Genomic DNA, 25,497 nt, shown 5'->3' on the forward strand with positions numbered 1-25,497 from the left:
TTGCGGTCGGCCGGTCCTACGCCTCGGGGCTCCGCCCCGGACCCCGCGCCTCAATCGCCGGCGGGGCTTGATGTGCGCGGCTCCGTCTGCCCCGTCGCCTTGGGCAATCTGCCGCCTTGGGCGGCAGGGTGGGCAAGGCGGCGCCACGGTGCAGCGCAACGAGAACCACCGCCGCCCTCACGGCAGCGCCCCCGCGGGGCCCGCCCGCGACCTCACCTCCGCCCGGAACATCCGCTCGCCCGACACCGCCGTCACGTCCGACACCTCCCCGCGTACCGCGCACCGCACCACACCCGCCGCCTGCGCCCGAGCCACCCGTGCCGCCAGCGCGCACGCCTTCGCTCTTCCGTCCATCCAGTGGTCCGCCGCGGCAAGCGCCGCCAGGTCGGCCGCCGAGCCCGCGCGGTGCCGCGCCTCGACCGCCTGCCCCATGGCCAGTACCGCCCCGAACACCGCCCCCACCGCGGCCATCGCCATCACGACCCACACAGTCGCCGACCCGCGGTCACACCGCCCCGTCACGTCGCCTCCTCCGCCGCCACGGCCTGCGCACTCAGCTCCACCCCGAGCGCTCCCGGCCCCACGGACCTCGCCCGCACCGTCACCCGCACCAGATCGCCCTCCCGGCCCACCGCGACCCGCGCACCCGGCGGCGCGGCCTCCCGCGCCGCCGCGACCGCCGCGCCCCTGGGCTCCTGCCGCGCCACCGCCCTGGCTCCGGCCCGCGCGGCATCCACGCACCTGATCTGCGCCGACGCCGCGAGCACCACCCAGACCAGCGCCATCGTGAACGCCACGAGCACCGGCAGCGCCACGGCCGCCTCCGCCGTCACGAATCCCCGGTCGCCGCGCCGGGGCTCAGAACGACCCATGGAGCGCCTTCGCCACCAAGGACTGCAGCGCCGACTGCACCACGTCGCTCGTCACCACCTGGTACAGCACCCCAGCGAAGCCCACCGCCGCGATCAGCCCCACCGCGTACTCGGCGCTGACCATCCCGGCGTCCCGCCGCCCGGACCGCACCGACCGAACCCATCGACGAGCGCCTCCGCGCAACCACCCGCGCCAGACCCGCCCCACACGCATTCCGTTCATGCCAACTCCCTTGACCCGTCATCCTGTTCTGCCTTCCGAAGCCCGCCGCTCATCGCCCTCCCAGCACTCCGCCTCCCAGCCCGATCACCACCGGCACCACCCCGACCACCAAGAACGCGGGCAGGAAGCACAGACCCACGGGCGCCGTGATCGCCACCGCGGCCCGGCGTGCCACCGTCGTGGCCCGACGCCCCCGCTCGGCCCGGCACTCCGCGGCGAACCGCGCGACCGGCGCCGCCGCCGGGGCCCCGGACTCACCCGCCCGCTCCAACAGCCGGACCAGCTCGTCGGCGCCCGGCACGGCCGACAACTCCCGCCACGCCACCCCCAGTTCGCCGCCGAGCCGCACCTGCGCGGCGCCCCGCTCGAGCCCCCGCCCGACGGGCCCGCCCAGCGCCTCGCCGACGGCCCGCGCCGCCTCCACCGGCCCGGCCCCCGCCGCCAGACACGACGCCAACAGGTCGCACGCCAAAGGCAGTTGACGTACGGCCGCGCCTCTCGCGCTCGCCCCCACCCCCGCTCGCACGCCCTCCTCCCGGCCGCGCCACCAACGCCATACGCCCACCCCGCAGACCACCCCGACCACTACCCCGGGCACCCCGCCGACCAGCACGAACCCGGCACACGCCGCTCCCGCGACCGGCACCCACCGGCGCACCGCGGGCGGCAGCCCCACGGCCCGCCGCGCCGACTCCGCCGCGGCCACCTCCAGCACGAGCCGCACCCTCCGCCGCAACGCCCGCTCGGCCCGCCGCGCCTCGATCTCCCGCACCAGCCACATCACCATCACCGCGGCGCACAGCACCGCCCCCAGCCTGTGGACAACGTTCATCACTCCTCACCCTTCCGCCCCTCGCACGATCCGCCTCGCCCACCACACGCCGGCGGCTTCCAACGCCCCACCCACCACCAGACAGCCGATCCCGGGCCACGTGTGCAGCAGCACCCGCAGGGGCCGCGCCCCCATGCCCGCCCCGAGCAACAGCGCGAACACGGGCAACCCGGCGAGCATCACCGTGGTCGACGAGGGGCCCGCCAACTGGGCTCTGAAGTCGGCCCGTTGATCCCGCTCCGCCCGCAGCGCGTCCGCGAGCCGTTCGAGGCCGGACGCGAGCCCCGCGCCCCGGTCGACCGCCACCCGCCAGCACGCCGCCAGCCCGTGCAACCCCTCGGCCCCCGGCTCCCGCGCCGCCGCCCTCAGGGCCCCGGGCACATCCCCGCCGAACCGGGCCGCCGCCATCACGGCCGCGCTCCCCGCGCCGGTCAACGCACCCGACCCCCGCACCGCCACCACCAGCGCGTCCCCCGGCTGCCGCCCGGCCCGCACCTCACCCGCCAACAGCCCGCACAACCGGATCACCGCCTCCCCGCGCCGCTCCTTTCCCCGCCGCGCCGCCCGGGCCTCACGCAACCGGCCCACTCCGGGCACGGCACACACCCCGAGCACGACCGGCAGCACCGAGGCACCGGCGAGCCCGACCACCGCCCCGGCAACCGCGCACCACCATTCGGGCCGCGCCCGCACCCACGCCCACCACCGCTCCCCCATGCCCAGCCACCGCGACCCCACCCCGAGGTCGACCCCGACCCCCAACACCCGCCGGGCCCGCCGCACCTCCAACTCCCGCACCCGCACCGCCCGCATCACGGCCACAGCCCCCACCGCGGCCACCACCACACCAGGACCACCACCCAAAACCTCAGCACTCACACCCACACACCCCTCTCCACCCTCCCGACCAACCCCACCGACCCGCACTCCTTCGCCACCAGCCCTGCCGGCCCCGGCAACCCCTCACCCCAACCGCACCCCCAACAACCCACCGAGCCGCGCCCACCCCGCGCCCTCCACAAACCCCCGCTCGCCCCACTCCAGCGCCGGTACCGCCCGCACCCAGCCCTCCGCGTCCCGCTCCAGCACCCGGACCTGCGCGATACGGCGCCGCCCGCCCCGGTCCCGTACGAGATGCAGCACCACGCTGACCGCCGCCGCCAACTGGCTGTGCAGCGCCGCCCGGTCGAGGCCCGCCGCCGTCCCCAGCGCCTCCAGACGCACCGGGACATCGCTCGCCGCGTTGGCGTGGACCGTGCCGGAACCGCCTTCGTGGCCCGTATTGAGGGCGGCCAGGAGCGAGACCACCTCGGCGCCGCGCACCTCGCCCACCACGAGCCGGTCGGGCCGCATCCGCAGCGCCTGCCGGACCAGGTCGTCGAGGCCGACGGCCCCCGCGCCCTCCTGGTTCGCGGGGCGCGATTCGAGCCGGACGACATGAGGGTGATCCGGCCTCAGCTCGGCGGAGTCCTCGGCCAGGACGATCCGCTCCCCCGGGCCCACGAGGCCGAGCAGCGCGCTCAGCAGCGTCGTCTTGCCCGTGCCCGTACCGCCGCTGATCAGGAACGAAAGCCGCGCGTCGAGCAGCGCCCGCAGCACCCGATCGCCACCAGGCGGCACCGTCCCCGCCGCCGTCAACTCCTCCAGCGTGAACGCCCGGGGTCGCACGACCCGCAGGGACAGGCAGGTGCAGCCCGCCGCGATCGGTGGCAGCACAGCGTGCAGCCGGGTCCCGTCGGGCAGCCGGGCGTCCACCCACGGCCGCGCGTCGTCCAGGCGGCGCCCCACGACGGCCGCGAGCCGCTGCGCCAGCCGCCGTACGTCGGCGGCGCTTTCGAAGGCCACATCGGCCCGTTCCAGGCCGCCGCCCCGGTCGACCCACACCTTGTCCGGAGCCGACACCAGGACGTCCGTCACCGAAGGGTCGGCGAGCAGCGGCTCCAACGGCCCCGCGCCCACCAGCTCCGACCTCAACCTGCCTGCTGCGCCCAGCACTTCGGCATCGCCCAGGATCCGCCCCTGCGCCCGCAGCGCCTCGGCCACGCGCGCGGGCGTCGCCTCCGACCCCGTCTCGGCAAGCCACTGCCGTACGCCGTCCAACATGCGCGCCCCGACCACCGCACTCATGACACCCCTCCCCACACCCACCGCTCGACCGCCCACTCGCCACACACACCGACCACCACCACGCCCTCCCGATTCACGCCGCCTCCCCCTCCACCGCCGCCACCGGCATCCGCTCCCAGAACGCCCCGCAGAACCGCCCCAGCGGCCCGCCGCTCTTCAACACCTCGGTGTCCGCGGGCAGTTCGCCGACGAGTGGCAGCCCGACGAGCCGTGCCACCTCGTCCGCCGCGAGGCCTCCCGTGCCGCCCGCGGGCACCGTCACCACCCGCAGGTCCCGCAGCACCATCCCCGCCGCCCCCGCCATCCGACGCGCCGCCGCCACGGCCCGCAGCTCCGGTGGCACCACGAGCAGTCCCAAGTCGAGCTGGGCCAGGGCCTCGACGGATCCGGCGTCGACCCGGCGCGGCAGGTCCACCACGACGACCCCGCCCCTGCGCCGCCCGGCCGCGAGCACCGCCCGCACGGCCTCCGAGGGCACCGTCGCGAGATCCCCGCGGTCCCAGCTGAGCACCCGCAGGTCGTGCAGCCGGGGCAGCGACTCCTCCAGGGCCGTACTGCCGACCCGGCCGCGCGACTCCGCGAAGGCCGGCCAGCGCAGCCCGTCCACCGCCTCGCCACCGAGCAGCACATCGAGCCCGCCGCCGAGCGGGTCCGCGTCGACCAGAAGGGTCCTCCGGCCCGACCGCGCGGACGCCACGGCCAGTGCGCAGGCGAGCGTGGAGGCCCCGGCCCCGCCGCGGCCACCGAGCACCCCGACGGTCAGGGCGGGCCGCCCCACCCCCTCGGCGACATCGGCGATCCGGTCCATCAGCCACTGCTCGCCGTCCGGCAGGACGAGCACATGGTCGGCGCCGATCTCCACGGCCCGCCGCCACACCCCGGAATCGTCCTGATCGCGCCCAACCAAGATCACGCCACGCCGTCGGGACACCCCGCGCAACCGCCGCGCGGCGTCGTCCCCGACCAGCACGAGCGGCGCCGATTCCCAGCCACCCCAGCCCTCCGCGCCCACCGGCGCCCCGTGCCCGACCTCGGGCCGCACGCCCGCCGCCGCGCACAGGCGCAGCAGATCGTCCAGCAGCTGCACGTCCTCCGTCACGATCAACGGAGCGCGTCGCACGTCCCGCCCGTCGCACTCGATGACTTCCGCCATGGTCCGGTCCCCTCTCGCCACACTCGCCCGCCCCTGCGGACGACCCGTTCCACACGTGAAGTCGGCGGTGCCCAAGGCGCCGAATACCGCCCATCCGCCACAGCCCGGCCATAACAAACCGGCCATGAACACGGACTTGAACTTCGCGTGTGGAATCACCGTGCAGCGATCCCGGAAATCGTGGGGATCTTGGTCAATAACTGTGGACGCGAGAAGGCTTGTGAATATCCCCGTCACCCATACCAGTGACACTGCGAACCAGGCATGGAACGGTCCGCAGAGCAGCCCGACGGTTACTCAGCGTGAGGATCCTTCGATGCGCGGACCGAGGCGCGCGAGCCTTCTAAACCCCCTGTTCGGGCATGAAAAAAGGACCCGAAAACGGGTCCGGACATGCGACGACCCCCGCCGGGGGGGAGAGCGGGGGTCGTCCCCACGGTCCGACTCGGGGGGGGGAGGAGCCAGACCGGGTTAGCACGGTCGCGAACGATCCGTGACTTCCATGGTGTACCCGAGAGCCTTCTCAAGCAAACCCACGCGCCACAGCTTACGCCGAATGGTTGGCGCCTATGCTCGGCCCCGTGGAAAACCACTCCTTGCCTCACTCCACGCCCCGTACAGCGGCGTTCTTTGACCTGGACAAGACGGTCATCGCCAAGTCCAGCACTCTCACTTTCAGCAAGTCGTTCTACCAAGGCGGGCTGATCAACCGCAGGGCCGTACTGCGCACCGCGTACGCCCAGTTCGTCTTCCTCGCCGGGGGCGCCGACCACGATCAGATGGAGCGGATGCGCGAGTACCTCTCGGCGCTGTGCCGCGGCTGGAACGTACGGCAGGTGAAGGAGATCGTCGCCGAGACCCTGCACGACCTGATCGACCCGATCATCTACGACGAGGCGGCGTCCCTCATCGAGGAACATCACACCGCCGGACGCGATGTGGTCATCGTCTCCACATCCGGCGCCGAGGTCGTCGAGCCGATCGGCGAGCTCCTCGGCGCGGACCGGGTGATCGCCACCCGCATGGTCGTGGGCGACGACGGCTGTTTCACGGGCGAGGTGGAGTACTACGCGTACGGGCCCACGAAGGCGGAGGCCATCAAGGAACTGGCGCGCTCGGAGGGGTACGACCTGGCGCGCTGCCACGCGTACAGCGACTCGGCGACGGACCTGCCGATGCTCAGCTCGGTCGGGCATCCCCATGCCGTCAATCCGGACCGTGCGCTGCGCCGCGAGGCACTCGCGCGCGGGTGGCCGATCCTCGACTTCAACAAGCCGGTCCGGCTCAAGCAGCGCCTGCCCCATCTGTCAGCGCCCTCGCGGCCCGCGCTGCTCGCGGCGGCCGGGGTCGGCGCGGCGGCGGTGACGGCCGGACTGGTCTGGTACGCGAGCCGACGGCGCGCGACGACGGGCACCCATTAGTACCTAGTACCGCCGACAGTTAGTACCGCCGACAGTCCGCTCGTTCGCCCCATTTGAACCTAAAAGTAAAGAAGTGCGGTCAGGGCTTCCGCTTCCCCCAGGGGAGGAGTACAAAGGATTCAACGGCCCGCGAGACCAAGGACATCCGAGAGGACACCTTCAACCGCAATCAGGCCCCACGGACCGATGCATGAACACCGGGCACCCACGCGACGTCGACCCGTCGATTACGGGCCAGCCGCACCAGGCGACGGGCAAAGAACCCGACCTGATGGGCAATATTCCGAGGACGCTTGGTAACCCAGTGGACATGCCAGCGGCGGTACGAGCCTTCGTACCGCCGCACCCCTTTGCCCGGGCTTTTTTCCGGGCTTTTTTTCGGGCCTTTTCTGCTACGCGGCGCCGCGCTGCAGCGCCTCGCAGACGGCCGTCGACTCCCTGACTCCCAGCTCGATCGCCTTGCCGCAGTGGGTGATCCAGGCCGCCATCCCCTCCGGCGTACCGGAGACATAGCCGTCAAGTGCGGCCGCGTAGGCCGCCCGGCCGAGTTCGGCGTGGCCCAGCTCCGCCGGGCAGACGGACTTCGGGTCGAGGCCGCTGCCCACCAGAACGACCCGCTCGGCGGCGCGCGCCACCAGGCCGTTGTGCGAGCCGAAGGGGCGCAGGGCGAGCAGCTCGCCGTGCACGATGGCGGCGTTCACCAGGGCCGGTGCGGCGCTCTCGGCGATCATCAGCTGCGAGAGCCCCTCCAGGCGGCCCGCCACCTCCTCGGCGTCCGGCACCGGGAGTTCGACGAGCGGCTCGTCGACCGGCTCGCCCGCGAGCCGCGGCCGACCCACCGCGTCGCTCTTGTCGGCCGCCGCGACCAGGTGCAGGCGCGCGAGCACCCGCAGGGGCGACTGCCGCCAGATGGAGAGGAGTTGACCGGCCTCGGCGGTCAGCCTCAGCGCCGCGCCGACCGTGGGCGCCTCCTTGTCGCCGTCGCCGCCACTGAAGTCGGTACGCCTGCGCACCTCTTCGAGCGGCCAGTCGGCGCCGGAGAGCGCCGCGCTGCCGCGTGCCCCGCGCAGCGCCGCCTCGGACGTGATCTCGTTGCTGCGACGCCGCATGACCCGGTGCCCGTAGACCCGGTCCACAGCCTTGCGCACGGAGTCAACGGAATCGGCCACGCCCGGCAGATCGGCCAGGGCGGCAAGGGGGTCGGCTGTCGTACTCATGAGTTCGACCCTACGGGCCACCCGGCGCCGCCCCACGAAGGAGTGGTCTTCTTCACGCCACATCGACACGAACAGCGACCGTACGGATACCCTTTGTGAACATGAAGATCGCTTTCGTGGGGAAGGGCGGCAGTGGCAAGACCACGCTGTCCTCACTGTTCATCCGCCACCTCGCCGGCACCGGTTCCCCGGTCATCGCCGTCGACGCCGACATCAACCAGCACCTCGGGGCCGCGCTCGGGCTCGACGAGGGCGTCGCGGGCGAGTTGCCTGCGCTGGGGGCCCGGCTGCCCCTGATCAAGGACTATCTGCGCGGCTCGAACCCGCGGATCACCTCCGCCGACACCATGATCAAGACCACGCCGCCCGGCGAGGGTTCGCGGCTGCTCAGGGTGCGCGAGAACAATCCGGTGTACGACGCCTGCGCCCGCGATGTGGAACTCGACGGCCAGGCCGTGCGTTTGATGGTCACCGGGCCGTTCACCGAGGCCGACCTCGGTGTCGCCTGCTACCACTCCAAGACCGGAGCGGTGGAGCTGTGCCTGAACCACCTCGTCGACGGCCGGGGTGAGTACGTAGTGGTCGACATGACCGCGGGCTCCGACTCCTTCGCCTCGGGCATGTTCACCCGCTTCGACATGACGTTCCTGGTCGCGGAGCCGACCCGCAAGGGTGTCTCGGTCTACCGCCAGTACAAGGAGTACGCGCGGGATTTTGGAATCGACCTGAGGGTGGTGGGCAACAAGGTGCGGGATGCGGACGACCTGGAGTTCCTGCGCTCCGAGGTCGGCGAGGACCTGCTCGTCACCGTCGGGCACTCGGACTGGGTGCGCGCCATGGAGAAGGGCCGCCCGCCGCGCTTCGACCTCCTGGAGGCGCCCAACAAGGCCTCCCTGCAGGCGCTCCAGGACGCGGCCGACGCCACGTACGAGGCCCGCGACTGGGAGCGCTACACGCGCCAGATGGTGCACTTCCACCTGAAGAACGCCCAGAGCTGGGGCAACGAAAAAACCGGGGCGGACCTGGCGTCCCAGGTCGACCCCGGCTTCGTCCTACGGGAGAGCGTCACGGCCACTGCCTGAGCAAGTGCCGGACAGTGCCTACGACTTGGCGGCCGGGGCTCCCGGGACCCCCTTCGGGGCCGGGGCCGGCTTGCCGCCGAGGTAGGACGCCCAGCTCTGCTTCGGGCCCTCGCCCACACCGAGGCCCCCGAGCTTCTTCAGGGTCTTCGGGTCCTGGGCGTCGAGCCAGTCGGTGAGCTGCCGGAAGGAGACGCAGCGGACATCGCGCTTCTTGCAGACCCGCTCGACCGTCTCCTCGACGGCGCGCATGTAGGTGCCGCCGTTCCAGGACTCGAAGTGGTTGCCGATGACGAGCGGCGCGCGGTTGCCCTTGTAGGCGCGGTCGAAGCCCGCGAGCAGGCTGTCGCGCATCTGGTCACCCCAGTACTCGCGCTTCGCGGGATCGCCCTGGGTCGCCGTGCCGGACTGGTTGACCATGAAGTTGTAGTCCATGGTCAGCTGCTCGTAGGAGTGGCCCTTGAACGGGACGAGCTGCATGGAGAGGTCCCACAGGCCGTTCTTCTTCTTGGGCCAGACCTGGTTGTTGACGCCGCTGGTGTCGTAGCGGAAGCCGAGCTCGCTCGCGGCGCGCGTGAAGTTGTCCTTGCCCTCGAGGCAGGGGGTGCGGGCGCCGATGAGCTCCTTGTCGTAGTCGAAGGGCAGCGGAGCGGACCGGTTCAGGCCCGAGTTCGTCCTCCAGCCCTTCACGAACGACTTGGCCTGCTGGATCTCGCTCTTCCACTCGGCGACCGACCACTGGCCGACCCCGCCGTTCTTGCCGCAGAAGTGGCCGTTGAAGTGGGTGCCGATCTCGTTGCCCTCGAGCCAGGCGCCGCGCAGTTGCTCGACGGTGTCCTTGATTCCCTTGGCGTCGTTGAAGCCGATGTCCGAGCGGCCGGCCGAGTGCTGCGGCGCGTGGTACTTGTCCGCCTTGCCCTCCGGGAGCAGGTACACGCCGCTCAAGAAGTACGTCATGGTCGCGTTGTTCGCCTTCGCGACCTTACGGAAGTGCGAGAAGAGCTTCTGGCTGTCCTCGCCCGCACCATCCCAGGAGAAGATCACGAACTGCGGCGGTTTCTGCCCCGGTCTGAGGCGCTCGGCCCGTGGCAGATTCGGCTGCCGCCCGGTGTACGAGGTCGAGCCGTCGCCGATGAGCCGGATCGCGCTGCCCGGCTTGGCCTTCTTCGGGCCGGGAGCGCCCTGGTGGGACTTGATCTTTACGGAGGGGTGCTCGCCGGATCCGCCGGTTTCCCCGGTGGCGCATCCGGCGAGTGCCGCGGCGCACGCCGCGACGGCGGTGATGCCCGCGGCGAGCCGCTTGGCGGCAGTCCTGTGGGTGGCGGCCATCTTCCGCCCACCTTCTTCCTGGAGTCGGCTTGTGTGGCGGTGACATGAGAGAAATGCCCGTTATGCACGGACATCGCCGTCACCGTGGCACGAGAGCCGAACCGAATTAGTCCGACAAGCCGACCAGGATTCTTATTCACTACCGAGAGTGAACCCCTGCCCCATTCGCCCCTTTAATCCGTCCACAATCTTTACTCTGCATTACGATTCATTTACCGAGCGTTGATTTCCATCCCGCCGCTGCACGCCGTGAACCACGGCCGCGATCGACCCCACCCACCACTCAGGGGTCACCCCACATTCCGCGACCGCGCTGCACCCCTGAGGAGACGGGAACCATGTCAGCCTGCGTCCCCACCCACACCAGTGACTCCGACCGGCCGAGCGAGCCCTCGGGCGCCGCCCGCACCGCCCACAGTCCACCTCCACCGCCCGCGCCCCGCCGCTTCCGCATCGCGGGAGCCGACCTCTCCGCGTCCGTCGCGGTCTTCCTCATCGCCCTGCCGCTGTCCCTGGGCATCGCCCTCGCGACCGGCGCGCCCCTGGAGTCGGGGCTCGTCGCCGCCGCCGCCGGCGGCATCGTCGCCGGCTGCGTCGGCGGAGCGCCGCTCCAGGTCAGCGGGCCCGCCGCCGGCCTCACCGTCGTCACAGCCGAGCTGATCCAGCGCTACGGATGGCGGACCACCTGCGCCATCACCGTCCTCGCCGGAATCGCCCAACTCGGCCTCGGCTGCCTCCGGGTGGCCCGCACCGCCCTCGCCGTCAGCCCCGCCGTCGTGCACGGCATGCTCGCCGGCATCGGTGTCACCATCGCCGTCGCCCAGCTGCACATCGTGCTCGGTGGCTCCCCCGACAGCTCCGTGCTCGCCAACGTGGCTTCCCTGCCAGGGCAGTTGGCGGATGCGCAGCCCGCCGCGCTGGGCGTCAGCGTGCTCACGATCACCGTGCTGCTCACGTGGCCGCGCATCCCGGGACGGATCGGCCGCTTCGCCCGCAAGGTGCCGGCCGCACTCATCGCCGTGACCGCCGCGAGCGTGACCGCCGCGTTTCTCGGGCTCAGCCTGCCCGAGGTCGATCTGCCCTCCTGGAGCAGCCACGCGCTCGCCGGGCTGCCGGAAGGGCCCGTGCTCGGCATTGTCGCCGCGGTCCTGACGACCACGCTCGTGTGCAGCGTGCAGTCGCTGCTCGGGGCGGTCGCCGTGGACAAGATGACCGCCAAGCGCTCGGACCTGCCGCCCTCGATGCGCCGCTCGAACCTGGACCGGGAGCTGCTCGCGCAGGGCGCGTCGAACATCGTCTCCGGCTCGCTCGGCGGGCTGCCCGTCGCCGGGGTCGCGGTGCGCAGCACGGCGAACGTGAACGCGGGCGCCGTGAGCGGGAACTCCTCGATGCTGCACGGCGTTTGGGTAGTAGCCGCCACGCTGCTCCTGGTCCCCGTCCTGGAGCTGATCCCGCTCGCCGCGCTCGCCGCCCTGGTGATGGCGGTCGGCATCCAGATGGTGTCGCTGAACCACATCCGCACGGTCACCCGCCACCGTGAGGTCCTGGTGTACGCGGTCACCACCCTCGGCGTCGTCGTCCTCGGCGTGCTCGAAGGCGTCGGGCTCGGGGTCGCGGTCGCGGTCGCCGTCGCCCTGCACCGCCTCGCGCGCACCCGCATCACGCACGAGGTGGACTCCCGCGGCGTCCACCACGTGCGCGTACGCGGGCAGTTGACGTTCCTCGCGGTGCCCCGGCTCAGCCGGACCCTGCACCAGGTGCCGCACGGAGCGAGCTGTGTCGTGGAGCTGGACGGGTCCTTCATGGACCACGCCGCGTACGAGGCGCTGCAGGACTGGCAGAAGTCGCACACCACGCAGGGCGGCAAGGTCGAGATCGCCGGGCGGGGAGGGGCCAGGATCGCCGAACCCGCGCGTGCGAGCCACACCTGCTGCCGGCCCTGGACACCGTGGCGCAACCACCACTGCGACCGCCCCTCGCACGAGTCGCACGACCGGTCGGCGACGCCCGAGGCGACCGTGCCGCGGCGCGCCGGCGGGCACCAACTGGCCAGCGGGATCAGCGCGTTCCAGCGCAATACGGCCCCGCTGGTGCGCGAGGAGCTGGCGCGGCTCGCACGCGAGGGGCAGCAGCCCACGCAGCTGTTCCTGACGTGTGCCGACTCCCGGCTCGTCACGTCGATGATCACGTCGAGCGGTCCCGGCGATCTCTTCGTCGTACGGAATGTGGGCAACCTCGTGCCCCTGCCCGGCGCCGAGAGCGGGGACGACTCGGTGGCGGCCGCCATCGAGTACGCCGTGGATGTCCTCGAGGTGCAGTCGATCACCGTGTGCGGGCACTCCGGATGCGGGGCGATGCAGGCGCTGTTGAGCAGCCCCCCGGACGGCCACGGGGCGCTCACCCCGCTCAAGCGCTGGCTGCGGCACGGGATGCCGAGCCTGGCGCGGATGTCCGACGCGGGGCTGCCCTGGGCGCGGCTCGCGGGGCGGGCGCCCGCCGACGCGGCCGAGCAGCTCTGCCTGACCAATGTCGTCCAGCAGTTGGAGCACTTGCGGGAGCACGAGTGCGTGGCGCGCGCCCTGGAGCGGGGCGCGCTCGAACTGCACGGCATGTACTTCCACGTCGGGGAGGCGCAGGCGTATCTGCTCGCGGAGGCCGACCCGGTCTTCGGACAGGTAGCGGCCACCGCCCTCGACGGCACCCTCGACGAAGGCAGCGCCACGCGAGCCTGAACCAACCCTCCCCCGCCTGCGTGCAACAGATGAGACCGTAGGGCTCCCGACCTGGTCGGGAGCCCTACGCGTACAGGTCTAAACCAATTCGCGGACCCCCCTTGTCACCAGGGGTCGCGGTCTGATGAGCTGTGGCCTGGGACACAACGGTCGCCTCCGGCACAAACACTGCATGGGAGATGTCGTGAGCAACGAAAGCCTGGCCAACCTTCTTAAGGAGGAGCGACGCTTCGCGCCGCCCGCTGACCTGGCCGCGAACGCCAACGTCACGGCGGAAGCGTACGAGCGGGCCACGGCTGACCGGCTCGGCTTCTGGGCCGAGCAGGCGCGCCGCCTCACCTGGGCCACCGAGCCGACCGAGACCCTCGACTGGTCGAACCCGCCGTTCGCCAAGTGGTTCAAGGACGGCAAGCTCAACGTCGCGTACAACTGCGTCGACCGCCACGTGGAGGCGGGGAACGGCGACCGCGTCGCCATCCACTTCGAGGGCGAGCCCGGCGACAGCCGCGCGATCACCTACGCCGAGCTCAAGGACGAGGTCAGCCGGGCCGCGAACGCCCTGACCGAGCTGGGAGTTCAGACCGGTGACCGGGTCGCCGTCTACCTGCCGATGATCCCGGAAGCCGTCATCTCGATGCTCGCCTGCGCGCGCATCGGCGCCGCGCACTCCGTCGTCTTCGGCGGCTTCTCGGCAGACGCCATCGCCAAGCGCATCGAGGACGCCGACGCGAAGGTCGTCATCACCTCCGACGGCGGCTACCGGCGCGGCAAGCCCTCCGCGCTCAAGCCCGCGGTCGACGAGGCCGTCAGCAGCGTGCAGGGAGTCGAGAAGGTCCTCGTCGTCCAGCGCACCAAGCAGGACGTGGCGTGGACCGAGGGCCGTGACGTCTGGTGGCACGAGCTCGTCGGCCGCCAGTCCGCCGAGCACACGCCGCAGGCCTTCGACGCCGAGCAGCCGCTCTTCATCCTGTACACGTCGGGCACGACGGGTAAGCCGAAGGGCATCCTGCACACCTCCGGCGGCTACCTGACGCAGGCTTCGTACACGCACCACGCGGTCTTCGACCTCAAGCCGGAGACGGACGTCTACTGGTGCACGGCCGACATCGGCTGGGTCACGGGACACTCGTACATCACGTACGGCCCGCTCTCGAACGGCGCGACGCAGGTCATCTACGAGGGCACCCCGGACACCCCGCACCAGGGCCGGATCCCCGAGATCGTGCAGAAGTACGGCGTCACGATCCTCTACACGGCACCGACGCTGATCCGTACGTTCATGAAGTGGGGCGACGAGATCCCCGCGAAGTTCGACCTGAGCAGCCTGCGCGTGCTCGGCTCCGTGGGCGAGCCGATCAACCCCGAGGCCTGGGTCTGGTACCGCAAGCACTTCGGCGCCGACAAGTGCCCCGTCGTGGACACCTGGTGGCAGACCGAGACCGGCGCGATCATGATCTCGCCGCTGCCGGGCGTCACCGAGACCAAGCCGGGCTCCGCCCAGCGCGCACTGCCGGGCATCTCGGCGACCGTCCTCGACGACGAGGCGAACGAGGTGCCCGACGGCGGGGGCGGCTATCTCGCCCTCACCGAGCCGTGGCCATCGATGCTGCGCACCATCTGGGGCGACGACCAGCGGTTCATCGACACGTACTGGTCCCGCTTCGAGGGCAAGTACTTCGCCGGTGACGGCGCCAAGAAGGACGAGGACGGCGACATCTGGCTGCTCGGCCGGGTCGACGACGTCATGCTCGTCTCCGGGCACAACATCTCGACCACCGAGGTCGAGTCGGCGCTCGTCGCGCACCCGGCCGTCGCCGAGGCCGCCGTGGTCGGCGCCGCCGACGAGACGACCGGTCAGACTATCGTCGCCTTCGTGATCCTGCGCGGCAGCGCGGACGCCCAGGACGAGTCGCTGGTGGCGGAACTCCGCAACCACGTGGGCACCGTGCTCGGCCCGATCGCCAAGCCCAAGCGGATCCTGCCGGTCGCCGAGCTGCCCAAGACGCGCTCCGGCAAGATCATGCGCCGCCTGCTGCGCGATGTCGCGGAGAACCGGGCGGTGGGCGACGTCACCACGCTCGCCGACTCCTCCGTGATGGACCTGATCCAGGCGGAGCTGCCGTCGGCGTCCAGCGACGACTGATCCGCGTACGGCCCACACGGCCAAGGGAACGGGCATCCGGCGAGCGCGCCGGATGCCCGTTTCGTACGTAAGGTGAAGATCGCCAAGGAGACCGGGGCACCCTGTAGGGTAAAAGTCGCGTCAACGACGCGACAGAGATCCGACAGGATCCAATAGGTGCGCCGGGAAGTCTGGTCGGCAACGCAGTCAGCCGTACCCGACCGGAGGTCCCACCCGTGAGCGCGCCCAAGAACAAGCAGGACCGAAAGGCACTCGGCCGGCTCTCGCTGCCCGAGCGGACCTTCGTGGCCGACGCGCTGCGCACCGAGACCGTCGGCGGTGTCCTGCTCCTCGTCGCCGCGGTCGCCGCGCTCGTCTGGTCCAACATCCCGGCCCTGCACCACAGCTACGAGGCCGTCAGCGACTTCCACCTGGGGCCGGGCGCGCTCGGCCTCGACCTCTCCATCGAACACTGGGCCGCCGACGGGCTGCTCGCCGTCTTCTTCTTCGTCGCCGGCATCGAACTCAAGCGCGAGCTCGTCGCGGGTGACCTGCGCGATCCCAAGGCCGCCGCGCTGCCGGTCGTCGCCGCTCTGTGCGGCATGGCCATGCCCGCGATCGTGTACGTGATCGTCAACGCGACCGGCGGCGGCTCGCTGTCCGGCTGGGCCGTGCCGACGGCCACCGACATCGCCTTCGCGCTCGCCGTCCTCGCCGTCATCGGCACCTCGCTGCCGAGCGCCCTGCGCGCGTTCCTGCTGACCCTCGCCGTCGTCGACGACCTCTTCGCGATCCTGATCATCGCGGTCTTCTTCACCGACGGCCTGAACTTCGCCGCGCTCGGCGGCGCGTTCCTCGGCCTCGCCGTCTTCTGGCTGCTGCTGAGGCAGCGGGTGCGCGGATGGTACATCTACGTACCGCTCGCCCTGGTCATCTGGGGGCTGATGTACAACAGCGGCGTCCACGCCACCATCGCCGGTGTCGCCATGGGCCTGATGCTGCGCTGCCACCGGGAGGACGGCGAGGAGCGGTCGCCCGGCGAGCGCATCGAGCACGTGGTGCGGCCGCTCTCCGCGGGGCTCGTGGTGCCGCTGTTCGCGCTGTTCAGTGCCGGTGTCGCGGTGTCGGGCGGGGCCCTGGGCGACGTATTCACCAAGCCCGAGACGCTGGGCGTGGTGCTGGGGCTCGTCGTCGGCAAAGCCCTCGGGATCTTCGGCGGTACGTGGCTGACCGCCCGGTTCACCAAGGCCTCGCTCTCCGACGAACTGGCCTGGCCCGACGTGTTCGCGGTGGCCTCGCTCGCCGGCATCGGCTTCACGGTCTCGCTGCTCATCGGGGAACTCGCCTTCACCGACGACCCGTTGCTGACGGACGAGGTCAAGGCGTCCGTGCTGGTGGGCTCGCTGATCGCGGCGGTCATCTCCAGCGTGCTGCTGAAGATCCGGAACGCCAAGTACCGGGCCCTGTGGGAGGCCGAGGAGCGCGACGAGGACCTCTCCGGGGTCCCGGACATCTACGAGGTGGGCGATCCGGAGTACCACCTTCGGATGGCCGAGATCTACGAGCGGAAAGCCGCGGAACACCGGAGGCTTGCGCAAGTGGCGGCCGGGGCAGGCGGCGAGGACGAGCGTCCGGCATGATCTGACGGAGAATCGGCGCAGTACGCGCATACGGAGCTGCTACAAGGTTCCAAAGAAGAGCTTCTACAGAAGAACAGGGGAGTACGCGATGAGCGCACCCGACGACAACCCGGTCGGCGCCGAACGCAGCGTCGGCCAGCTGTTCGCATCGGCGACGGCCGAGATGTCCGCGCTGGTGCACGACGAGATCGCGCTGGCCAAGGCGCAGCTGAAAACGGACGTGAAGCGCGGAGCGACCAGCGGTGGCGCGTTCATCGCGGGAGTGGTCGTCCTGACCTTCTCGCTGCCGATGCTGAGCTTCGCGCTCGCGTACGGGATCAACGCGTGGACCGGCGGGTTCAACGGCGACGGCGGCTGGAACATGGCCTGGTGCTTCCTGCTCTCCTTCGCCGCGAGCGTGATCATCTTCCTGCTGCTCGCGCTCGTCGGCGTCGTCTTCGCCAAGAAGGCCAAGCAGGGCAAGGGCCCGCAGAAGACCGCCGCCTCGTTCAAGGAGACGGCGGGCGTACTGCAGAACGCCAAGCCGCACCCCCGTGAGGTGAGCGTGGACGGGCATGACACGAAGGCCATCGAAGCTGTGGCACGCTCGTCTGCATGACGGACCCCGCCACTCCTTCGGCTCAGCCGCCCGCGTCCTTCGTGCTCCTCGACGTCCCCGGCGGGCACAAGGTGACCCACCGGGACGTCGCGGCCAACGGCGCGCGCTTCCACATCGCCGAGATGGGTGACGGGCCGCTGGTCCTGCTCCTGCACGGCTTCCCGCAGTTCTGGTGGACGTGGCGGCACCAGCTCGCCGCGCTCGCCGACGCGGGCTTCAGGGCCGTCGCGATGGACCTGCGCGGAGTGGGCGGCAGCGACCGTACGCCGCGGGGGTACGACCCGGCGAACCTCGCGCTCGACGTCACGGGCGTGATCCGCTCCCTCGGCGAGCCCGACGCGGCGCTCGTCGGCCACGACCTCGGCGGGTATCTCGCCTGGACCGCGGCCGTGATGCGACCCAAGCTGGTGCGCCGGCTCGTGGTCTCCTCGATGCCGCATCCGCGCCGGTGGCGCGCGGCGATGCTGGCGGACTACCGGCAGTCGCGCTCGGGCTCGTACGTCTGGGGCTTCCAGCGTCCCTGGCTGCCCGAGCGTCAGCTCCTCGCGAACGACGGCGAGTTGGTGGGCAAGCTGGTCCGGGACTGGTCGGGGCCGCACCAGCCCGACGACGCGGCCGTGCGGACGTACCGGCAGGCCATGTGCATCCCGTCGACCGCGCACTGCTCGATCGAGCCGTACCGGTGGATGGTGCGCTCGCTCGCGCGCCCCGACGGGATCCAGTTCAACCGGCGGATGAAGCGCCCCGTGCGGGTGCCGACGCTGCATGTGCACGGCTCCCTCGACCCGGTGATGCGCACGCGCAGCGCGGCGGGCTCGGGCGAGTACGTGGAAGCCCCGTACCGCTGGCGCCTCTTCGACGGCCTCGGCCACTTCCCGCACGAGGAGGACCCCGCGGCGTTCTCGAAGGAACTGGTCAACTGGCTGAAGGATCCCGAGCCCGACCGGTAGGCCGGGAACGTGTGTTCCTCGAACGGCCAATTGCCTGGCGCATAACCCGATTTGGGGAGCGTGAGGGCGGTTACCGACCATGGGGCAGGGGCACACGTCGGGGTATGGGCTGGACGCACGACTACAGTGACGCAGCACGCAATCGCCGCCCAGCGATGACGCTGGGCTCTCCCCAGAGGGGGGCGCCGGACGGCTGGTCGGCGCACGATCCCCGACTGGGCATTCCTCGTATTCTGCGGCGCCGCGCCCGGTGGGTGTCCGCGCGGATCCGGCACGGCAGTCGGGGCTGAACGCCCTTCCACCACCGCGGACTACAGCGCGCAGGCGTCCGTGTCGACCTGCTGGTTCGCCGCGCGGCCTCGCGCGATGTCGGTCCGGATCTCGTCGCCCGACAGCGCGTAGCCCGTCTCCGAGTCGTCGAGCGACTTGGCGAAAACCACGCCGTAGACCTGGCCGCCCGGAGTGAGCAGCGGTCCGCCGGAGTTGCCCTGACGGACCGTCGCGAACAGCGAGTACACATCGCGGCGCACGGTGCCGCGGTGGTAGATGTCCGGGCCGTTCGCCGTGATGCGGCCGCGTACGCGCGCGGGGCGGACGTCGTACGCGCCGTTCTCCGGGAAGCCCGCGACGATCGCGCCGCCGCCGCGCTGCGCGTCGGTCTCCGTGAACTGGAGCGGGGGCGCCTTCAGGGCCGGCACGTCCAGGACGGCGATATCGCGCTTCCAGTCGTAGAGCACGACCTTCGCGTCGTACTTCACGCCCTCGCCGCCTATCTGGACGGTGGGTTCGTCGACACCGCCGACCACATGCGCGTTCGTCATCACGCGGCGGTCGGAGAACACGAAGCCGGTGCCCTCGAGGACCTTGCCGCAACTGGGCGCCTGGCCCACGACCTTGACGATGGACCGCTTCGCGCTCCGCGCCACCTGGCTGCCCGCGAGTGCCGGGTCCGGCGGCTTCACATCGGCGATCGGTTCGTTCGCGAACGGGCTGAAGACCTGCGGGAACCCGTTCTGCGCGAGGGTCGAGGAGAAGTCCGCGAACCAGGTGTCCGCCTGTGTGGGCAGCGCCTGCGAAACGCCCAGCAGCACCTTCGAGTTGCGTACTTCCTTGCCGAGCGTGGGCAGCGTGGTGCCGGCCAGCGCGGAACCGATCAGCCAGGCGACCAGGAGCATCGCCGCCACGTTCACCACCGCGCCGCCCGTCGCGTCGAGCGCGCGGGCCGGGGACCAAGTGATGTACCTGCGCAGCTTGTTGCCCAAGTGCGTCGTGAAGGCCTGTCCGACGGAGGCGCAGACGATCACGACGACCACGGCGACGACCGCGGCGGTCGTGGTGACTTCCGCGTCACTGGTGATCGCGTCCCACAGGAGAGGCAGCGCGTAGACCGCGACCAGTCCGCCGCCGAGGAAGCCGATCACCGACAGGATGCCGACGACGAAACCCTGGCGGTAGCCGACGATCGCGAACCACACGACCGCGGCGAGCAGCAGGAAGTCCAGCACGTTCACCGATTCACGCCCCGCCTTGCATCTCGCCTCGTCCCAGTCGGCCTGTGCTCGTGATTCACGGCGTCCACCCTGTCACGACCGCCAATCGAGTGGGACCGTCTTTGATCGGTCCCAGGGGCGCTCCCACCCCGCGTAGTGCAGCAGCCGGTCGATCACGCCCGCGGTGAACCCCCAGACCAGCGCCGACTCCACCAGGAAGGCGGGGCCCCTGTGCCCGCTCGGGTGGACCGTCGTCGCCCGGTTCTCCGGGTCCGTGAGATCTGCCACGGGGACCGTGAAGACCCGCGCCGTCTCCGCCGGGTCGACCGCCGCGACGGGTGAGGGCACCCGCCACCACCCCAGTACGGGCGTGACGACGAAGCTGCTCACCGGGATGTACAGCTTCGGCAGCACGCCGAAGAGCTGGACGCCGCCGGGGTCGAGGCCCGTCTCCTCCCACGCCTCCCGCAGGGCGGCGTGCAGCGGGCCCGCGGCGAGCGGGTCGCCGTCCTGCGGGTCGAGGGCGCCGCCGGGGAACGAGGGCTGGCCCGCATGGGATCTGAGCGAGCCCGAGCGCTCCATGAGCAATAGCTCGGGCCCGCGCTCCCCCTCGCCGAACAGGACCAGCACGGCGGACTGCCGACCGGCACCGCTCTCCGGCGGCAGGAAACGGCTGAGCTGCTCGCCACGGACCGTGGCGGCGGCGTGGGCCACGGGGTCCAGCCAGGCGGGAAGCCCCTCGGTCCGGAGCGTCACGTCGGAGGGCGGCGGAGAACCCGACCCCTGCGCCCCGCCGCTCATCCCGCCGATCTCGCTCACGTGCTTCATCGCCGCCCCCTCGCGGTGTGCTGGGCCCGAGGCCCCCGAATGCCCTCCGATGCGGTCCGTCACGTCTCCCGGCCGGCCAGGGGCGGCGCCGGGAGGCCGCCCGCGTCCAGGTAGGACTGCGGGGGCTTGAGGCGCTGGCCGGGAAAGCCGCCCTTCTCGTACTTGAGCAGCTTCTCCGCCTTCTGCGGGTCCGTCTCCCCCTCCCCGAACGCCGGGCAGAGCGGGGCGATCGGGCAGGCGCCGCAGGCCGGCTTGCGGGAGTGGCAGATGCGGCGGCCGTGGAAGATCACGTTGTGACTCAGCTGAGTCCAGTCGCTCTTCGGGAAGAGCGCGCCGACGGCCGCCTCGACCTTGTCCGGGTCCGTCTCGTCGGTCCACTTCCAGCGGCGGACCAGGCGGCCGAAGTGTGTGTCGACGGTGATTCCGGGCCTCCCGAACGCGTTCCCCAACACCACGAAGGCCGTCTTGCGGCCCACGCCGGGCAGCTTGACCAGGTCTTCGAGGCGGCCGGGCACCTCGCCGCCGAAGCCCTCGCTCAGCGCCTTGGCCAGGCCCATGATCGAGCGGGTCTTGGCGCGGAAGAAGCCGGTCGGCCGGATCAGCTCCTCGACCTCCTCCGGGTTGGCCGCGGCCAGGTCCTCGGGGGTCGGGTACTTGGCGAACAGGGCCGGCGTCGTCTGGTTGACCCTCAGGTCCGTGGTCTGGGCCGACATGACCGTGGCCACCAGGAGCTGGAAGGGGCTCTCGAAGTCCAACTCCGGGTGGGCGTACGGGTACACCTCCGCGAGCTCCCGGTTGATCTTCCGCGCACGCCGCACGAGCGCCGTGTGCGTCTCGGGGCGTGCGGCCGTCTTCTTCGCGGCGGCCCGCGCGGGGGCCGCCGACTTCTTCGCTGTGGGCTTCTTCGCGGGCGCGGACATCGGCTAGGCGGCCTTCCCCTGTGCGGACACGGACTTCAGTACGGGCTCGGCCCCGATCACGCTCACCGGGGACGCCATCAGCGCCCTGGTCACGGCCTCAGGGGCACCTTTCTGCGCCTGTTCGCCCACAGCGGAATCGAGATCGTCCGCCACCGTCACGACCCCCTTCGCCTGCGCTCTCACCGGCTTTTTGAACACTCGGCCAGCCTAAAGCCCGGCACTGACATCCGCCCCGAAGCCACTGGATCGCTCCACGATTGGCCCCCTCCCCCTCGGGTTGTGGCGCGGGTGCGGCAGACTTGTGTACGAGTGACTGATCACACTGTTTGGACCGTCCGGCAAAATGGGCAGTGAAAATGATCGACAACCGGGGCGATCCGGTCGATTCGATCGGGCCCACTCCCGATGCAGGCGACATAGGAGAGAAACTCGTGGACGACGTTCTGCGGCGCGCCCCGCTCTTCGCGGCGCTCGATGACGAGCAGGCCGCGGAGCTCCGCGCCTCCATGAGTGAGGTGACCCTCGCACGCGGCGACGCCCTGTTCCACGAGGGCGACCCCGGAGACCGCCTGTACGTGGTCACCGAGGGCAAGGTGAAGCTCCACCGCACTTCCCCCGACGGGCGGGAGAACATGCTCGCCGTCCTCGGCCCCGGCGAGCTGATCGGCGAGCTGTCGCTGTTCGACCCGGGACCGCGCACCGCCACCGCCAGCGCCCTCACCGAGGTCAAGCTCCTCGGCCTGGGCCACGGCGACCTGCAGCCCTGGCTGAACGTCAGGCCCGAGGTCGCCACGGCCCTGCTGCGGGCCGTCGCCCGGCGCCTGCGCAAGACCAACGACCAGATGTCCGACCTGGTCTTCTCCGACGTGCCCGGCCGCGTGGCCCGTGCACTCCTCGACCTGTCGCGCCGCTTCGGCGTGCAGTCCGAGGAAGGCATCCACGTCGTGCACGACCTGACGCAGGAAGAGCTGGCCCAGCTGGTCGGCGCCTCCCGCGAGACGGTCAACAAGGCGCTCGCGGACTTCGCCGGCCGCGGCTGGCTCCGCCTGGAGGCCCGCGCCGTGATCCTCCTGGACGTGGAGCGCCTCGCGAAGCGCTCGCGCTGACACCACACGCCTACGTTGACGGGTCCCGCCACACCTCGTGGCGGGACCCGTCTACGTAGTGGCACAAAAAGCGGTACCCGTCTACGAAGAGACGCCTCTACGAAGAGACGCACAGGGGAGCCACTCATGACACAGCCGTCCGATCTCGTCACCCGTTTCGAGGCAGAGCGCGGGCGGCTGCGCTCCGTGGCGTACCGGATGCTCGGTTCGCTGAGCGAGGCCGAGGACGCCGTGCAGGAGGGGTGGCTGCGGCTCCAGCGGGCCGAGAGCGGCGACGTACGGAACCTGGGCGGCTGGCTGACCACTGTCGTCGGGCGGATCTGCCTGGACATGCTGCGGGCCCGTACAGCGCGGCGTGAGGACCCTCTGGAGGACGGGGCCGCCGAGACCCACGTGCCCGACCCGGTGGTCCGTCCCGCCGACCCCGTCCACGAGGCCGAACTCGCGGACTCCGTCGGGCTCGCGCTGCTCGTCGTCCTGGACACCCTCGCGCCCGCCGAACGCCTCGCCTTCGTACTGCACGACATGTTCGCGGTGCCGTTCGAGGACCTCGCCCCCATCGTGGAGCGCACCCCCGCGGCGACCCGGCAGCTGGCGAGCAGGGCGCGCCGCCGCGTGCAGGGCTCGACCGTGCCGCCGGGCGCCTCCTTGGCGCGGCAGCGCGAGGTCGTCGACGCCTGGCTCGCCGCCACGCGCGTGGGTGACTTCGAGGCGCTGCTCGAACTCCTCGACCCGGACGTCCTGTTGCGGGTCGACGCGGGCGGCGGCACCGCCTCCGGCATCCTCCGCGGCAGCCTGGCCGTGGCCAAGCAGGCCGCCTTCTACGGAAAGCTGGCGCAGGCCGCCTACCCGGCGTTCGTCGGCGACGGCCTCGGCATCGTGCAGGCGCCCCGCGGCCAGGTCGTCGCGGTACTCGCCTTCACGTTCCGGGACGGCAAGGTCGTCGGCGTCGACATCATCGCGGACCCGCCGCGCCTCGCCGCGCTGGGCATCGGGTGGGTGGGCCCCCGCGGCGAGTGACCCGCGCCTTGGGCCCGGCGTGGGGTGCGGTCGCGGGGCTCTGCCCCGGACCCCGCCGCCCAATCGCCGCGGGGGCTTGAATGGGCGCTCTAGATCAACCCGTGTTCCCGCAGATAGTCGAGCTGGGCCCGCACGCTCAGCTCGGCCGCGGGCCACAACGACCGGTCCACGTCCGCGTACACGTGCGCCACGACCTCGGAGGCCGCCGCGTACCCCTCCTCGACGGCCGTCTCCACCTGAGCGAGCCGGTTCGCCCGGTGCGCCAGGTAGAACTCGACGGCGCCCTGGGCGTCCTCGAGGACCGGGCCGTGGCCCGGCAGCACCGTGTGCACCCCGTCGTCGACCGCCAGGGAGCGCAGCCGGCGCAGCGAGTCCAGGTAGTCGCCGAGGCGGCCGTCCGGGTGGGCGACCACGGTCGTGCCGCGCCCGAGGATGGTGTCACCCGTCAATACGGCCTGATCGGCCGGGAGATGGAAGCACAGCGAGTCCGCGGTGTGCCCCGGCGTCGGCACGATGCGCATCTCCAGGCCCCCCGTGGTGATCACGTCACCGGCGGCGAGCCCCTCGTCGCCGAGCCGCAGCGCCGGGTCGAGCGCCCGCACCTTCGTCCCGGTCAACTCGGCGAACCGGCCCGCCCCTTCGGCGTGGTCCGGGTGCCCGTGCGTGAGGAGGGTGAGCGCGACCCGCTTGCCCGCCTTCTCGGCGATGTCCAGCACGGCGTGCAGGTGCTCGTCGTCCAGCGGGCCGGGGTCGATGACGACGGCGAGGTCGCTGTCCGGTTCGGCGACGATCCAGGTGTTGGTGCCGTCGAGGGTCATCGCGGACGCGTTGGGCGCCAGGACGTTGACCGCGCGGGCGGTGGCGGGGCCCGAGAGGACCCCGCCGCGCGGCTGGCCCGGCAGGGCCGCGGCTTCGGTCATGAGGTTGCTCCCCCGTCGCTGTCGCGCTTCCCGGTCGGGATGTGCTTGGTGAACTCGTCGTGCCCCGGCCAGGACAGCACCAGCTCGTTCTCCTCCATGCGCGCCTGTGCGAGTACGGGAGTGAGGTCGCGCCCCGCCGCCCCCGCGAGGGCGTCACGCACCTCGCCGTACGCCTCCAGGGTGCGCAGCGTCGCGATCGTCGGCGGCATCATCGTCAGCTCGCCCCGGTCGTACTCCGCCGCGGCCCGCCCCGGAGTGATCCACACCGTGCGGTCGGCCTCGGAGGAGTCGTCGCTGGTGCGCTGGCCCGCCGGGAGCGCGGCCGCGAAGAACCACGTGTCGTAGCGGCGCGGCTCGAACTCGGGGGTGATCCAGCGGGCCCACGCGCCGAGCAGATCGGAGCGCAGCACCAGGCCACGGTTCTCCAGGAACCCGGCGAAGGACAGGTCCCGGTCGATCAGCGCCTGCCGGTCGGCCTGCCACCGCTCGCCCGTCGTGTCGTCGACGACGGTGTCCGGGGTCGGCCCGGCGAGCAGCACGCCCGCCTCCTCGAACGTCTCCCGCACGGCGGCGCAGACGATCGCCTGGGCCTCCAGCTCGGGCACGCCGAGCCGCTCGGCCCACTGCGCGCGCGTGGGGCCCGCCCAGCGCACCAGTCGGTCGTCGTCGCGCGGGTCGACGCCGCCGCCCGGATACGCGTAGGCGCCGGCCGCGAACTTCATCGACGTACGTCTGCGGAGCATGTGCACCTCGACGCCCTTGGCGCCTGCGGTGTCTTCGATGTTTCTGAGCAGCATCACCGTCGCCGCCCTGCGCGGCGTCGCGGGCGTGAGCGTGCCGGCGGCGAGGCCGCGGATGCGTTCCGGCCACTCAGGGGGATACCACTGCCCATTTGCCATGGCCGGAGGCTAACCGCTG

At 71.6% G+C, this 25,497-nt stretch carries 24 protein-coding genes; 10 read left to right on the plus strand and 14 right to left on the minus strand.

Annotated features, from left to right (window positions below):
- Nucleotides 1-177 precede the first annotated feature (177 nt).
- The 7 genes from ACWD2L_RS28415 to ssd form a co-directional block, all read right to left on the minus strand.
- Nucleotides 178-522 (minus strand): Rv3654c family TadE-like protein, encoded by a 345-nt coding sequence (locus ACWD2L_RS28415; RefSeq protein WP_351334407.1) that lies wholly within the window; start codon nucleotides 520-522, stop codon nucleotides 178-180.
- Nucleotides 519-872, minus strand: a complete 354-nt coding sequence (locus tag ACWD2L_RS28420; protein ID WP_351334409.1) for a TadE family type IV pilus minor pilin — start codon at nucleotides 870-872, stop codon at nucleotides 519-521. Before ACWD2L_RS28420 ends, ACWD2L_RS28415 begins: the two co-directional genes overlap by 4 nt.
- Nucleotides 859-996, minus strand: a complete 138-nt coding sequence (locus ACWD2L_RS28425; protein WP_372350022.1) for a DUF4244 domain-containing protein — start codon at nucleotides 994-996, stop codon at nucleotides 859-861. Before ACWD2L_RS28425 ends, ACWD2L_RS28420 begins: the two co-directional genes overlap by 14 nt.
- Nucleotides 997-1,144: 148 nt before the next feature.
- On the minus strand, nucleotides 1,145-1,927 hold the full coding sequence (locus ACWD2L_RS28430; protein ID WP_351334413.1) for a type II secretion system F family protein: 783 nt from the start codon (nucleotides 1,925-1,927) through the stop codon (nucleotides 1,145-1,147).
- A 6-nt stretch (nucleotides 1,928-1,933) separates the two neighbouring features.
- A complete protein-coding gene (locus tag ACWD2L_RS28435; protein ID WP_451192183.1) occupies nucleotides 1,934-2,740 on the minus strand; it encodes a type II secretion system F family protein in 807 nt (268 codons plus the stop codon).
- 150 nt (nucleotides 2,741-2,890) lie between these two features.
- Nucleotides 2,891-4,054, minus strand: coding sequence for a TadA family conjugal transfer-associated ATPase (locus tag ACWD2L_RS28440; protein ID WP_351334418.1), 1,164 nt, complete (start codon nucleotides 4,052-4,054; stop codon nucleotides 2,891-2,893).
- Between the two features lie 73 nt (nucleotides 4,055-4,127).
- Entirely contained in the window at nucleotides 4,128-5,207 is a 1,080-nt protein-coding gene (gene ssd / locus ACWD2L_RS28445) for a septum site-determining protein Ssd (protein ID WP_351334421.1), read from the minus strand.
- A gap of 569 nt (nucleotides 5,208-5,776) precedes the next feature.
- On the opposite strand from ssd, the gene ACWD2L_RS28450 reads away from it, so the two are divergent.
- A complete protein-coding gene (locus ACWD2L_RS28450) occupies nucleotides 5,777-6,628 on the plus strand; it encodes an HAD family hydrolase (protein ID WP_351334424.1) in 852 nt (283 codons plus the stop codon).
- A 392-nt stretch (nucleotides 6,629-7,020) separates the two neighbouring features.
- Here the strand turns inward: ACWD2L_RS28450 and ACWD2L_RS28455 are convergent, their stop codons facing one another.
- Complete coding sequence (locus tag ACWD2L_RS28455; protein WP_351334426.1) at nucleotides 7,021-7,845, minus strand: Fic family protein; 825 nt, start codon at nucleotides 7,843-7,845, stop codon at nucleotides 7,021-7,023.
- A gap of 101 nt (nucleotides 7,846-7,946) precedes the next feature.
- Between ACWD2L_RS28455 and ACWD2L_RS28460 the strand changes: the two genes are divergently transcribed.
- On the plus strand, nucleotides 7,947-8,927 hold the full coding sequence (locus ACWD2L_RS28460) for an ATP-binding protein (protein ID WP_351334429.1): 981 nt from the start codon (nucleotides 7,947-7,949) through the stop codon (nucleotides 8,925-8,927).
- Between the two features lie 18 nt (nucleotides 8,928-8,945).
- Here ACWD2L_RS28460 and ACWD2L_RS28465 read toward each other — a convergent pair whose 3' ends face one another.
- Complete coding sequence (locus tag ACWD2L_RS28465) at nucleotides 8,946-10,253, minus strand: polysaccharide deacetylase family protein (RefSeq protein ID WP_351334431.1); 1,308 nt, start codon at nucleotides 10,251-10,253, stop codon at nucleotides 8,946-8,948.
- Between the two features lie 338 nt (nucleotides 10,254-10,591).
- On the opposite strand from ACWD2L_RS28465, the gene ACWD2L_RS28470 reads away from it, so the two are divergent.
- The 6 genes from ACWD2L_RS28470 (at nucleotide 10,592) to ACWD2L_RS28495 (ending at nucleotide 18,585) form a co-directional block, all read left to right on the plus strand.
- Nucleotides 10,592-12,985: a bifunctional SulP family inorganic anion transporter/carbonic anhydrase gene (locus tag ACWD2L_RS28470; protein ID WP_351334434.1), complete on the plus strand. Its 2,394-nt coding sequence runs from the start codon at nucleotides 10,592-10,594 to the stop codon at nucleotides 12,983-12,985.
- A 172-nt stretch (nucleotides 12,986-13,157) separates the two neighbouring features.
- Complete coding sequence (gene acs / locus ACWD2L_RS28475) at nucleotides 13,158-15,128, plus strand: acetate--CoA ligase (protein WP_351334436.1); 1,971 nt, start codon at nucleotides 13,158-13,160, stop codon at nucleotides 15,126-15,128.
- Between the two features lie 215 nt (nucleotides 15,129-15,343).
- Entirely contained in the window at nucleotides 15,344-16,747 is a 1,404-nt protein-coding gene (nhaA, locus tag ACWD2L_RS28480; RefSeq protein ID WP_351334438.1) for a Na+/H+ antiporter NhaA, read from the plus strand.
- An 88-nt stretch (nucleotides 16,748-16,835) separates the two neighbouring features.
- Nucleotides 16,836-17,345, plus strand: a complete 510-nt coding sequence (locus ACWD2L_RS28485) for a phage holin family protein (protein WP_351334441.1) — start codon at nucleotides 16,836-16,838, stop codon at nucleotides 17,343-17,345.
- On the plus strand, nucleotides 17,342-18,295 hold the full coding sequence (locus ACWD2L_RS28490; RefSeq protein ID WP_351334443.1) for an alpha/beta fold hydrolase: 954 nt from the start codon (nucleotides 17,342-17,344) through the stop codon (nucleotides 18,293-18,295). Before ACWD2L_RS28485 ends, ACWD2L_RS28490 begins: the two co-directional genes overlap by 4 nt.
- Nucleotides 18,296-18,399: 104 nt before the next feature.
- Nucleotides 18,400-18,585: a hypothetical protein gene (locus ACWD2L_RS28495; RefSeq protein ID WP_351334445.1), complete on the plus strand. Its 186-nt coding sequence runs from the start codon at nucleotides 18,400-18,402 to the stop codon at nucleotides 18,583-18,585.
- Between the two features lie 21 nt (nucleotides 18,586-18,606).
- Here the strand turns inward: ACWD2L_RS28495 and ACWD2L_RS28500 are convergent, their stop codons facing one another.
- The 3 genes from ACWD2L_RS28500 to nth form a co-directional block, all read right to left on the minus strand.
- Nucleotides 18,607-19,806, minus strand: a complete 1,200-nt coding sequence (locus ACWD2L_RS28500) for a MarP family serine protease (protein WP_351334448.1) — start codon at nucleotides 19,804-19,806, stop codon at nucleotides 18,607-18,609.
- A 72-nt stretch (nucleotides 19,807-19,878) separates the two neighbouring features.
- Nucleotides 19,879-20,586, minus strand: coding sequence for an NUDIX hydrolase (locus ACWD2L_RS28505; protein ID WP_351334480.1), 708 nt, complete (start codon nucleotides 20,584-20,586; stop codon nucleotides 19,879-19,881).
- An 86-nt stretch (nucleotides 20,587-20,672) separates the two neighbouring features.
- Complete coding sequence (gene nth, locus ACWD2L_RS28510) at nucleotides 20,673-21,533, minus strand: endonuclease III (RefSeq protein ID WP_351334450.1); 861 nt, start codon at nucleotides 21,531-21,533, stop codon at nucleotides 20,673-20,675.
- Nucleotides 21,534-21,964: 431 nt separating this feature from the next.
- Here nth and ACWD2L_RS28515 point away from each other — a divergent pair, with 431 nt between their 5' ends.
- Nucleotides 21,965-22,639 (plus strand): Crp/Fnr family transcriptional regulator, encoded by a 675-nt coding sequence (locus tag ACWD2L_RS28515; protein WP_164258843.1) that lies wholly within the window; start codon nucleotides 21,965-21,967, stop codon nucleotides 22,637-22,639.
- Between the two features lie 126 nt (nucleotides 22,640-22,765).
- On the plus strand, nucleotides 22,766-23,659 hold the full coding sequence (locus ACWD2L_RS28520; RefSeq protein ID WP_351334452.1) for a sigma-70 family RNA polymerase sigma factor: 894 nt from the start codon (nucleotides 22,766-22,768) through the stop codon (nucleotides 23,657-23,659).
- Between the two features lie 89 nt (nucleotides 23,660-23,748).
- On the opposite strand, the gene ACWD2L_RS28525 is transcribed toward ACWD2L_RS28520, so the two are convergent.
- Both ACWD2L_RS28525 and ACWD2L_RS28530 read right to left on the minus strand, forming a co-directional pair.
- Nucleotides 23,749-24,579 carry an MBL fold metallo-hydrolase gene (locus tag ACWD2L_RS28525; protein WP_351334454.1) on the minus strand — a complete coding sequence of 277 codons (831 nt, stop codon included), beginning with the start codon at nucleotides 24,577-24,579 and terminating at the stop codon, nucleotides 23,749-23,751.
- Nucleotides 24,576-25,478 (minus strand): NUDIX hydrolase, encoded by a 903-nt coding sequence (locus ACWD2L_RS28530; RefSeq protein WP_351334457.1) that lies wholly within the window; start codon nucleotides 25,476-25,478, stop codon nucleotides 24,576-24,578. Before ACWD2L_RS28530 ends, ACWD2L_RS28525 begins: the two co-directional genes overlap by 4 nt.
- Nucleotides 25,479-25,497 lie beyond the last annotated feature (19 nt).

The organism is Streptomyces sp. NPDC002754 (genome assembly GCF_053592315.1).